This is a genomic window from Desulfallas sp. Bu1-1 (assembly GCF_015594625.1).
Taxonomy (GTDB): Bacteria; Bacillota; Desulfotomaculia; order Desulfotomaculales; family Desulfallaceae; genus JADNRQ01.
Genome location: NZ_JADNRQ010000039.1, coordinates 1 through 11,131, shown reverse-complemented (window position 1 = coordinate 11,131; position 11,131 = coordinate 1). Strand labels below are relative to the sequence as shown.

Annotated in this window: 8 protein-coding genes and 1 pseudogene; 7 read left to right on the top strand and 2 right to left on the bottom strand. The window is 48.2% G+C overall.

The annotated features are described in order from the left end of the window. Positions 1–441: pseudogene (locus IT084_RS17320) on the top strand (IS5/IS1182 family transposase); the annotation flags it as partial. Between the two features lie 442 nt (positions 442–883). Here IT084_RS17320 and istB read toward each other — a convergent pair. After that, the gene (gene istB / locus IT084_RS17315) at positions 884–1,627 is read right to left on the bottom strand and encodes an IS21-like element helper ATPase IstB (protein ID WP_195714137.1); all 744 of its coding nucleotides are present in this window, start codon (positions 1,625–1,627) and stop codon (positions 884–886) included. Continuing rightward, complete coding sequence (istA, locus tag IT084_RS17310; protein ID WP_195714136.1) at positions 1,620–3,134, bottom strand: IS21 family transposase; 1,515 nt, start codon at positions 3,132–3,134, stop codon at positions 1,620–1,622. Before istA ends, istB begins: the two co-directional genes overlap by 8 nt. A gap of 363 nt (positions 3,135–3,497) precedes the next feature. On the opposite strand from istA, the gene IT084_RS17305 reads away from it, so the two are divergent. The 6 genes from IT084_RS17305 to IT084_RS17280 form a co-directional block, all read left to right on the top strand. Then, on the top strand, positions 3,498–3,812 hold the full coding sequence (locus tag IT084_RS17305) for a hypothetical protein (RefSeq protein WP_195714135.1): 315 nt from the start codon (positions 3,498–3,500) through the stop codon (positions 3,810–3,812). Position 3,813: 1 nt separating this feature from the next. Continuing rightward, positions 3,814–4,632, top strand: coding sequence for a hypothetical protein (locus IT084_RS17300; RefSeq protein ID WP_195714134.1), 819 nt, complete (start codon positions 3,814–3,816; stop codon positions 4,630–4,632). Between the two features lie 13 nt (positions 4,633–4,645). Then, positions 4,646–6,547, top strand: coding sequence for a VirB4 family type IV secretion system protein (locus tag IT084_RS17295; RefSeq protein ID WP_195714133.1), 1,902 nt, complete (start codon positions 4,646–4,648; stop codon positions 6,545–6,547). Next, complete coding sequence (locus tag IT084_RS17290) at positions 6,544–8,976, top strand: hypothetical protein (RefSeq protein WP_195714132.1); 2,433 nt, start codon at positions 6,544–6,546, stop codon at positions 8,974–8,976. The genes IT084_RS17295 and IT084_RS17290 overlap by 4 nt, the downstream gene beginning before the upstream one ends. Before the next feature lie 673 nt (positions 8,977–9,649). Beyond that, entirely contained in the window at positions 9,650–10,075 is a 426-nt protein-coding gene (locus tag IT084_RS17285) for a hypothetical protein (RefSeq protein WP_195714131.1), read from the top strand. A gap of 185 nt (positions 10,076–10,260) precedes the next feature. Next, positions 10,261–11,131, top strand: an 871-nt coding sequence (locus IT084_RS17280) for a lytic transglycosylase domain-containing protein (RefSeq protein WP_207744663.1), incomplete at its 3' end; no start/stop codon positions are given.

Here is an 11,131-nt window from a genome sequence, read left to right as displayed (position 1 = left end):
CGCAAGCGTTTCGGTGCCGAAGCCCTACAAGAAATCAACGAAGAAATCTGCCGTGCCGCCAAGGAAGCTGATAAGAAAAATGACGATGATAAAAAGCCCAAGCCGCCCATGGGTGGCAATAAAGCCGTAGAGGAAGAATCCAATAACCCGGATAAAGCTTCTTCCTTTGAAGTATATCCGGCAAACAAAGGCAAGCTTATCTTGGATGCCACCTGCGCCCCGGCAGACATACGCTATCCCACTGACCTATCCCTGCTCAACGAAGCCAGGGAGAAGCTGGATGACATGATCGATATCGTGCACAAAAATCTTGGCAAACCCGGTAAAAGGCCGCGCACTTATCGACGGGTTGCTCGTAAGGATTACCTAAACATTATCGGAACAAAAAGCCCGGGAAGAAAGCTCTTCGCAAAGCTATTGGTAAGCAACTGCGCTATGTGAATCGGCATAATAGATGGGTTTTTTGGCGGGGGTTTGGATTTAACCTATATGGGGTGAAAAGTATGTCCCGGGGAGAGTATCCTCATACCGTTTTTTCAGTTTGGATTTAACCTATATGGGGTGAAAAGGCGAACATCCAGGCTTCGTCCACCACCACCATTTTGGGTTTAGATTTTAACTTATATAGGGTGAAATGTTGATGAGGGGGCGATGAGGCCGGAAACCACTGGATCGATCCGCTGAAGCTATAGGGGACGAAAACATCTTCTCTACACGCGCCCACAGTTCCTTTTCGTGAGTCGTTTTGACCCGTGTGTTTGGCAAGTAAAAAATGATGAATTTGGCAATCAAAAAGTGCAGAGTATAGCCATCACACTCGGTAATTTTGCTCCCTCGAAGCTCCGGGGAAATTATAGTTCGCCGTATTTGTAACGCTGTTCTCTTACTCCTCCGATTGGTTGATAACTATGGCTGATAGCGCCCTTTGTAGCCGATAGCTCTCCCCTTCAAAGGCAAGGATATGGGCATGGTGGACCAGACGATCAATGAGGGCTGCTGTAAGGCGGTTATCCCCCAGGACGGTGTTCCACTGGCCAAATTGTAAGTTGGAAGTAACAATGATGCTTCGCCGTTCATACGCTTGAGCCACAACGTTGAATAGAAGTTCAGCCCCCTCACGGAGAAGTGGCACAAAGCCGAGCTCATCGATAATAATCAGTTCGACCTTTTCCAGCTCTGCCATCAGTCGCTGTAAACGCCCCTGACGGTGACTTTCCAACAGGGCGTTGATGAGATCGAGGCAGCGGTAGAAACGAACGCTTCTTCCTTCCATACAGGCCCGAATCCCCAGGGCGACAGCCAAATGCGTTTTACCGGTGCCCACGGCCCCAAGCGCCAATACGTTTTCACGGCGCTCAATGAAGGTGAGTTCTGTCAGATCGCCGATAGTAGTGTTGGTCGGTAAGGTCACGGGCTTCCAATCAAAACCATCCAGCGTCTTATGAGCCGGGAAACCCGCCCTCTTAATGAGATGGCGGACTCTATTGGCCCAACGTGCCTCCAGCTCGGCGGCGAAAAGGTCGGTCAGGTATTGTTCCCGGTCATGGCAGGTGATCTCCAGGTAGATGGACGGGATATATCCCAGTTTTAAAGTCTTACACTGCTCTTTCAATGACAACCTACTCATGGAGTTCATCTCCTTTCCCGCCCGCCTGTGGTACCAGCCGGTCATAGACGTTGACCTCGGGTATATAGCGTCTGACACTGTCCGGCGTATAGGTCTCGTTCAAGGCCTCCAGAGGAGCGTCCGGGAATGTGATGCGGTACAGTTTATGGCGGATTAAGGCGCTATCTACCGCCGGGTATTTCATGGCTTCCTCCATGGCCCGGGCTATAACCTCGATGGTGAACCCCTCTTCCAGGAGGGTATGGATGAACTTGAGCCGTTCCCGGTATGCTTTTGGATCACATGCTTCCAGGTATTGACGAACCGGCTCGGGGAGAAACCGGTACATGGTCGCATGCCGGGCACCCCTTGGTTTACGGGTGAAAATCCTAAAGTATCCTTTCCAGTCAATGGGCTGAGTTTTTAATGTGTAGTGGCGAGGGAGATGGGCTAAACGCTCTTGAGTGCGGCTGAAGACCTCCACACGGTCCCACCAGAGCTTGAGAAGCACCGTCTCTCCAACCTCGGCGCTTGGCACCGTATAAACTTCCCCACGGCATTGCACCTGGCCATACTTATTCACCCGGGCAGTCTCGAACCGGACTGGTTCAAAGGGGGTTATGGGTAGGGAAAGGAGCGCTTTTTTGTCCTCTTCCCACAGTTCGGCAATTGTAACGCCTTTCTCGTAGTGGGGGCGCTGCATATCCTCCAAGGCCCGCCGGTAAAGCTCAGCCGTTAATTCCTCGTAACTTGAAACTTTCGGGTATGGTATGAGCCAATTGCGCCGTGTATAGCCCACTTTATTCTCAACGTGGCCTTTTTCGTTGCCTTTGCCACTGTTACAGAACTTGGCCTCGAACCGGTAGTGGAGCATGAACCGGTGAAAGATTTCAGTTAGTTTTCGTTGTTCGCCTTTTCCCACACTTATAACTGCTGCCGGGAGGTTATCGAACCAAATTTCCGGTGGAACGCCGCCTATCCACTCGAAAACCAGGATCATTGCGTAGAGCAAGCATTCCGCATTTTCGCTGGGCACCGGTACACAAAAGCCGGCATTGCTATACGGGAAGGAGAACGCTAAATATTTGATTTCCCTAAGTACTCCGTCCCATACCATGTGGCTCGTCCCGAAATCCACCTGGGCTGGTCCGGGTGGGTGTTCCAACCGCAAGTATTTTTCTTGTGCTTCAGTATGGAGTTCTTTTTTACGGCGGGAAACGTATGTTCGCACCGTTCTGTCCGACCCCTGGAAACCATATTGGTCACGTAGTTGCCGGTAAATGGTAGCCGCACTGCGGCGCTCCTTGCGGGGTTTGAGTTTGTCCTCCATGAGCCAGGTATCCACGATGTCCGCAAAAGGCTCCATGATTGACTGCCGACGCTTGGTCTGCATCACGGGCTGATTCCAGTCGTTCTGTTTGGCATACTTAGCTGCTGTTCGCCAGTTGATACCTACCCGCCGGCTAATTTCGGCAATACTACACTCTTCTTGTTCGTAAAGGTATTTGATATACTGTTGTTGGGCCATTGCTATCACCTCTTGTATCCCCTCCTGCTTTTGCCCAAATCAGAAGGGTTTATTCTAGAGCGTGATGGCAATGCCCTTTTTTACCTGTGCCAAGCTATGCACTTTTTGGCTGCCGTTTTATGCATTTTTATTATGCCAAAAACAGACCCGAGCTATAGGGGACGGAAACTTTATTGTCATTGAACCAATAATAAATCCCACCTATCAAATAGGAAAAGGTGGGGTTTATTGTCTCTTAAAATTAGAATTTTATTGGCAAATGATTCGTGAAAATATTAACATGGAAACTTTAATTCTAATGAAATAGCCAAAATACCTGCCATCCAATGCTAACAATAAATATAACGAAAGGGGGTGAATTTATTGTTTGGTCATCACCATCCATTATCACAGCCAGCTCCTGCCGGGAAAATTATCTTCGGCCTGACCCTTCCCCAGCTGGTTGTTGTGTTGATTGGCGCAAAGCTCAGTTATGACTTTTCAAAAATAGTTCCAGCCCTACCATTCAATAACTTCATATTTGCCCACATACACCACATGATTCCGTTTTTTATAGCTGTCTTTTTACTGGTTGCCAGGAACACCAAAACAGGGTTGCCGGTTGCATTATATTTCTATTACTGGTTGTGCTTCAAGATCAGAAAGAAAACATTTATTTGGAGACGCAAGGAGGGGTAAAATGGCGTTTCTTGATTTCCTGCTTTTAAGCGCCGGTGCCGGAGCCGCATATTATCTGCTCAAACCACCCCAAAAAATTGATTCCGTTCAGGAATTACTGGATTTTAAAGATATTACTCCATCGGGAATAATAGAGCTTCCCGGCAATAAATACCGGCTGGTCATTGAAGTTGAACCCATAAACATGAACCTGCGGTCCATTCAGGAACAGGCGGCCATATGGCTCGGTTTCAGGAACATGGTTAACGCGCTTACCATACCAGTGACATTTTTAATCCAGACCAGGTATTTAAACCTCAAAAATTACTTCGATGAACTGCAGAGGTTTAACGCAAACCGGCCGGAGAAAATAAAAAACCTGGCCATGGAACACATAAAACACCTTCAGCAGAAAACCGAGGGGAAACATCTCAGGGATCGCCGGTACTTTATTATCCTCAAAGTGGACAGCGCAAGCCAGGGAGTCGAAAGCGGGATTCAAATTGAAAACCAGCTTATTAATACCGTAATTAAGGCCATACCAAACCCGAACAGACAAAATATCTCGCCCGAAGTTGCTAAAAAAGCGGCCACCGATGACCTTTTTGAGACGGCCTCCATTATTATGAGCTCCCTTGAAGCAGTTGAGATAATGTCGATGATATTGGATAAAAAAGCTGTTCTCGAAATGCTGTATCAAACGTTCAACAGGGATTTGGCCCCCTTCATGACACTGGAAGACGCTGATTCAATGGGAATGTTTTCGTTGTTTGTGGAATCTGTGACACCTGAAAAATTTGAGGAATATTTAGATAGTTCCCAAAAACCAAATGCAAGCTAGTGAGGTGTTAATCATGCAATTATTCAAAAACAAGAAAAAGCAAAATAATCTTCCCGGGAAAAATCAGCCGGATATTTTTTTAGGCGCTGCAAGCCCCAAAGACCTGATCGCCCCTTCAATTATCAAAGAGGTGGACCCGTCTCATGGAGATTACTACGTTGAGGTGGGTTCAACTGTGGAATCTGTACGGTACTTCAGGAGCTTTTTTGCCGCCCTTACGGGCAATTCAACTTTTTACGGCATGATGAATTCACTTTATGCAGGGGACTTCGGGGAAGCGGACTGCGATACCGCCATTCACCTGATCCCCCTTGACCCCGCCAGGACGTTATGGCAGTTGGAACAACGGATCGCCCAGCTTGAGGTCGATTACGAAGAAGAAAACAACGCGGCCCGGAGAAAAACAATCCTTAACCGTATCAATGACCTGACGCGAAGGCACCAGGCAATCATGCAGAGCATGGAAAGGCTCTTTATGGTATCAATACAGACCACGGCTTCAGCAACGGATCTGGAAGTGTTTAAACGGTTCTGTAATCTCCTGGTCAAAAAATTCGGCAGTAAAGGAATACAGCTCAGGGCCGCCGACACGCGCCAGCTTCAGGCGCTGTTCGGCATGACCCCTCTGGATAAGGAAATCATCAAGGAACCATTCAGGGATATGGAAAGCTCAAACATAGCCGACCTGTTCCCCTTCGGCCAGGGCGGTCTAAGGCACAAGTCGGGAATTATTATCGGGCACGACGTCCAGGGGGACCTGATTTTCTATAATTGCTGGGAGCCCAGCCTGGGCAATTACAATATTGTGATATTTGGCCGTTCGGGATTTGGCAAGAGTTTTCTTGTCAAGCTCATCACCGAACGGTCAACTTTTATCGGAATAGTAACGGCAATAATCGACCCCGAAGATGAATACGAAAACCTGATGGCCGGTATGGGTTGCCCGTACATTAAACTTCACCCCAACAGCAAATACCGCATAAATATTTTTGACGTGGATGAGGAAGAAGATGAAAACGGCAATGTCTTTGTCAATCTTGAAAGCACGATCAAAGCGGCCCAGGCCGTCGTTTTCAAAATGATTCGCACCTATGAACCGAACGCTTTAACGGGCCAGGTGAAAATTGCGATTCAGGAACTGATCAAGGAATTATATGAAGAAAGAGGGATTAATGAAAACCCCATGAGCCTGTATCAAACGGAAACCAGGGGCAATATCATCAGCGTGGCCGAAGTAAAAAAGAAAATGCCCACGCTGTCCGATTTGTATGTAAAAATGACCCCAAAGCACGACCTTCAGCAGGCCGCCATGTTTTTAAAACCTTTCACGAGGCATGGCTCAACCCCGGCCCAGGCCATTTTTGACTGCCAGTCCAACGTCACCATAAAGGATGTACCGGCTTTCGCCATATCGACCAAGGAGCTTGATGAAGATATTATGAAACCCATCGGATTGTTCATAGCCACGAAATGGGTTTGGGAGAAGTTCGGCAAAAACCGGAGGCTGAAAAAAAGGATCGTCGTGGATGAAGCGCAGAAAATGATGGACGACAGTTCAATTGAGCTGGCAAAGTGGCTTGAGGACGCCTACAGAACCGCGCGTAAAAGGAATATCTCAATGTGCGCGGTAACGCAGGGTTTTGAGGTATTTCTAAAACTGCCACAGGGAATGGGTATTCTTAAAAACGCCAGCACCAAAATCCTGATGCGGCAGGAATCCATTGATATTGAAGCCGTTCAGGACAAGTTCTCCCTGTCCGAGGGCGAATCGGCATTCCTGCTCAATGCCCCCAAAGGATGGGGTATTATTAAGGTCAATAACGACGCCTCCATATTTTTTGCCGATTCCACGGAAACGGAATACAGGATGTTTACCAGTGACCCGAATGACCTGGTTGGGGGTGTATCATCTTGAAAAAATTATTTATCCTGCTGGTAACCGCCTTTATTGCCAGCCAGCTTTTTGCCGGATTGGCTTTCGCAGGTGAATTATACGCCCGCACCGTAAAAAATTTGAGCGGTTCATACGACCCTGAAACCAATTCCATCACGCTGAAATGGGAAACAATAGTTACTTCCAGGAAGGATTTAAACACGGACACAATTACCATATCAAAAGGGACAAGCGATTACGACCTGAAGAAAATTGGTTCAGTAAACATCAACAGCATTGTAAAAGTAGATGATCTCCCGCCGGGAGAGCTGTATGATAAAACACATGAAATAACCTTTACAGATACGAACGTAGAACTGGATAAAGAATATAAATATGTTGTTTCCTGCGGCTCTGTATCTCACAAATGGCAGGAAATTTACGTTGTGACCAGGAGTCAGCTGGAAGAAAAGAGTGGCGAAGAAACAGCCGCAGACCGAAGGGAAAAGTATGAGCAGAACGCGGACTGGCCCGAAAAGCTTGGGGGAAGTATTTTACTGGCCATCCCCAATTATATAGTCAGCGTCATTGGTCTTGATGATCCTCTGGAGTTGATTTACCAGGTTGAAGTTGACGATCCCGGTTTTAAGTTTTCCAGACCCCAGATAGTAATTGAGGATAAGGGCGGCTCAAATAATGACGTGTATTTGCACACTTTCACCAAAGATGAATTTGGTGCACTGGCGCAGTTTTACGACCGGCTGAATGAATTTGTGCCGGTCTCTCTTGTCGTGGTGATAGTCCTGCTTGGCGCGGGATTTTTGTTTGTTTCTGTCAGCCCCAACACCAGGCTCACCGCCAAAGACTATATAATCGGCATACTCATCGGGCTGGGCATTTTGAAGTTTGGCATATACTTAATAGCAATATTTTTTGACCTGAACTACATGCTGGTGAAGTTTTTTCACTGGATCGTCGGGAAGCAGCTTTCAGCCTCATTCCTTGACACGCTGATTGACCTGGAATCCAATGCGATCGGCTCGGCCATAATAACGTTTCTGGCCATATTTTCCATAGGGATTATCAACTGGCAGTACACGTTGCGCAAGGTTGTACTCGCGCTGTTGATAGGTTTAATACCAATCGTCGCGGTAATCTCGATAGCGCCATCCAAAAGGAGTGCCATGGAATACTGGTTGCGGGAGTTTATTGCCCAGGTCTTTCTGCAATCATCCCATGCTGCGGCCCTGACTTTGATTATTTTACTGATCCATGCCAACACCGGTTTTTGGGTCAGCCTCGTCGGGATTATGAGCCTCCCGGCCATTGCGAGTATAGTCAGGAGGGTGGTTGGGGCCGAGAGCTTTGGCACGGGAATCGCCTCGGGTATAGGGACGGCTCTGGGACTCGGTTCACTGTTTGCCATAAGTAAAATGCTGAAGCCCAATGGCAGAGTCGCCAAGCCTCCGCTTGATAATGCAGGCGGTGGTTTGGTTGAAACTGCGGGGTCGGCTACCGGCGCTTCCGGCGGTTTTATGGGGAATATGATCAGGACCGGCTTTAGAACGGCAGCGGGATTGACGGCGGGCGTAGCGGGAGGATTGATTACCGGCGCGGCCACGGGCAATCCCGGTTTCGGGTTGGTCACAGGGATAGCCGCCGGGACTGCGGTGGGTAGCGGTATTGTCGATACCGCGCAAAGCGTAATTGATAATTTTAGAAAATCACCGGCTGAAAGGATGGAGGCGCACGGGATAATTGACCCGGCTCAACTTGACGACCCGAACCAGGCCTTTGAATACGGGAAGAAATTGTTTGGCGGTGGTGCAATAGGCACGGTAGCGGGCCTGGGGATGGCCGCAGGAAAAAAGGTGCAGTCTCTAATGGGCCATGCAGACCCGGGCATTGCCAGGCAGGTTAAGAGCGCAGTTGACCAGAACACGGCAAACTTATCCAGGGCCAGGCAAGAGTTGGCAAATTATAAACCTGTTTACGATGAAGCCAGGGCAAGGTTAACATACGCCAAAAGCATGTTCAGCCCTGATTCGTCTTATATGCAGGATTTGAAACAGCAGGCCAGGACATTGGAAACCAAGCTGCACGAGGCGGAGCAGAGGTATGCCGATGCTTATGATGAATGGCAAAACAACTGGGAAGACAAGATAACCAGCCCGTCATCCATGACTCCAGCTGCTGTCGCGGCCCTGCAGAGGGTACAGCAGGCCCAGGAGGAATCTGCTGGTTTGAGAAATCAGCTACAGGAAGTACAGGAACGGATTACCCTGGGAAAACAGGAATATCAGGATGCACAGGCAAATTTCCAATCGGTTGAGGCCGAATACGCGCAAAGACAGGAAGCTGTAAGCTACTTCCAGCAGAACCTTACACGGGCCGGAATAAAGCAGGAATTTGAAAAATTAAAAGCACAAAAACTGGAAACTCGCGGCGATATTGATTCATCGTGGCGTTGATTAAACCCTGGCCAAGCGGCCAGGGTAAATTTTTGGCAAAATATAAGCTATATGTTCAATTATTTAGTTGACATTAACCTAACAGTTCACTATAATATACCTAATAATAGACAAAACACCTATGTATGAATAAACAGGTAACTGGGGGTGGTTATTTATTGCCATCTTAAAGCAAAAAAAATGTTCCGATTTGTTAACAAAGATAAATGAATTGCAAGCACATGGTAAAAGTCTCCAGGAAATAGCCAATGAACTCGGTATATCCAGAACATATTTGTACCAAATTCGCAAAAACCATAATATGCCGGAATCCAGACGGGGAAAAAAATCAACGGTTGATACGGAACAGCTGAAAATGCTTCACAGTAAAGGGTTAACGGACGAAGTAATAGCCCAGCATATGGGAATATCCCGCTCCAGGGTGCTAAAAGCCCGCAAGGAAATTGGGCTTCCGGCCAACCGCAGGGTTGGGGAGCGCGGGCCGGGCAAGCTCCGTGATCAAGTCCCCTATATTCAGGAAGTTCGGAGGGTTATGAATGATGCCATGATAGCCCGAATTATCCGCCAGGCTGCCCGGAAATACAGAGAGGACGGCGGTGACGAAGAAACAGCCTGGGCCGCAACGGTTATTGAACCGCGCTCCGTATTTCACCCGGCTCCCGGAAGTTACTGTGTGAAAGCGGACAAAACCAACTTAACCCACGTGAAATATGCAGTCCAGGTGGAAACAATGGCGGATTTTGCCGGTATATGTGGACTGCCCGGTGTTGAACTGGTTGAGAGGGCTTTAGAAATCAGAGGTTCGGTAGAGTTAGCTCCCACCCTTGCGTGCCTAGTTTCCAGTTCGGGTTATATGGGAACACATACAACTACAGCTCAAGCAAAAAATAGAAATCCTGACAGCGTACATATTTGGAATCAAATCTGGGGGTCATACCGGAAGGAATCCGAGGAATGGGCACCGGTGAAAGAGGAAAGCAAGAAAAAATTAATAACATATGGCGAAAAAGGTTCAATCTCAAACGGCAAAAAAGGTAAAGGTGGCGGGTATCAGAACATCCAGGCAAGACAAGCATATATGGGCGCGTTAGGTTATTAAAGTACGCGCGTACCAGAGGCCGACCGGAGTTAACGGTCGGCTTTAAATTTTTCAGGGGTGGTATTATTCGTCAGTACGATGATGATAAGCTGGCTCAAGAACTACTAAACCGGGGCGCATGGCAAGCCATCAGAATTGCAATTAATATCGGCAGATGGCTTGTAAAAAAAGTTATACTCAAAATAATGGCCTGGCTTCTGCCCGTAATCGCGCCTTTTATGGTAATGCTTGCGGTTTTTTTACTCATATTCGGGTTTGTTTACTTTTCATTATTTATGATACCCAAATATATCGCCGAAGGGTCGGGGGCTCCCGGGGTAATTTATAACTGGGGAAACAAGGACATCTGGTCACTGGAACGGGACATCAAACTGATTGACAAATACAAAGACCTGGATTACAGCTGGTTGAACCAATTCGAGGACGCTGAAACCCTTGCCGGTGAAAAACCCGATACCATCAGCGGCAACGGGGCCGATTCCAACGCAACCGTGGGTAAAATATGGGGATCATATATGGCGGTGAATCTGGTAACACCCAACCTTTCAACAAATAACGAGTTCGATTCCATCTTCCAGGATAAAGCGGAAAAATACAGCCTCGAACCGGAGTTGTTAAAAGCACTGGCATGGGCGGAATCATCTTTCGACCCGGAAGCGGTATCGTCAAAAGACTGCAAAGGGTTAATGCAGCTCTCACCCGCAAAAATAAAGGAATACGGGATAAAAGACCCCTTTGACCCCGAGGAAAACATTGACGGCGGCGCAAGGTACTTAAAGGAACTGCTTGACAGGTTCGACGGCATAGAGCTGGCCATCGCAGCGTACAACGCCGGCCCCGACGCTGTTGAACGGTACGGCGGCATACCGCCTTACCCCGAAACTCAAAATCATGTAAGGAAGGTCATGGCGGCGTACCGTGGCGGGCAAATGGCGGTTCCCGTTCTGGAGAAAGGCAGCAACATCGTGGCCGAGCGCGAGCAGGTTGAACCGCACCGTGTCCCCTGGGCGCTCCTGGGGGCTTTGGACAGGGTGCTGGGCGACCCCATCGTGCACG

Bases quoted from the DNA above. Each gene is read 5' to 3' on its own strand.
- IT084_RS17300 (WP_195714134.1), top strand. From the start codon at position 3,814: ATGGCGTTTCTTGATTTCCTGCTTTTAAGCGCCGGTGCCGGAGCCGCA.
- istB (WP_195714137.1), bottom strand. From the start codon at position 1,627: ATGAGTAGGTTGTCATTGAAAGAGCAGTGTAAGACTTTAAAACTGGGA.
- IT084_RS17295 (WP_195714133.1), top strand. From the start codon at position 4,646: ATGCAATTATTCAAAAACAAGAAAAAGCAAAATAATCTTCCCGGGAAA.
- istA (WP_195714136.1), bottom strand. From the start codon at position 3,134: ATGGCCCAACAACAGTATATCAAATACCTTTACGAACAAGAAGAGTGT.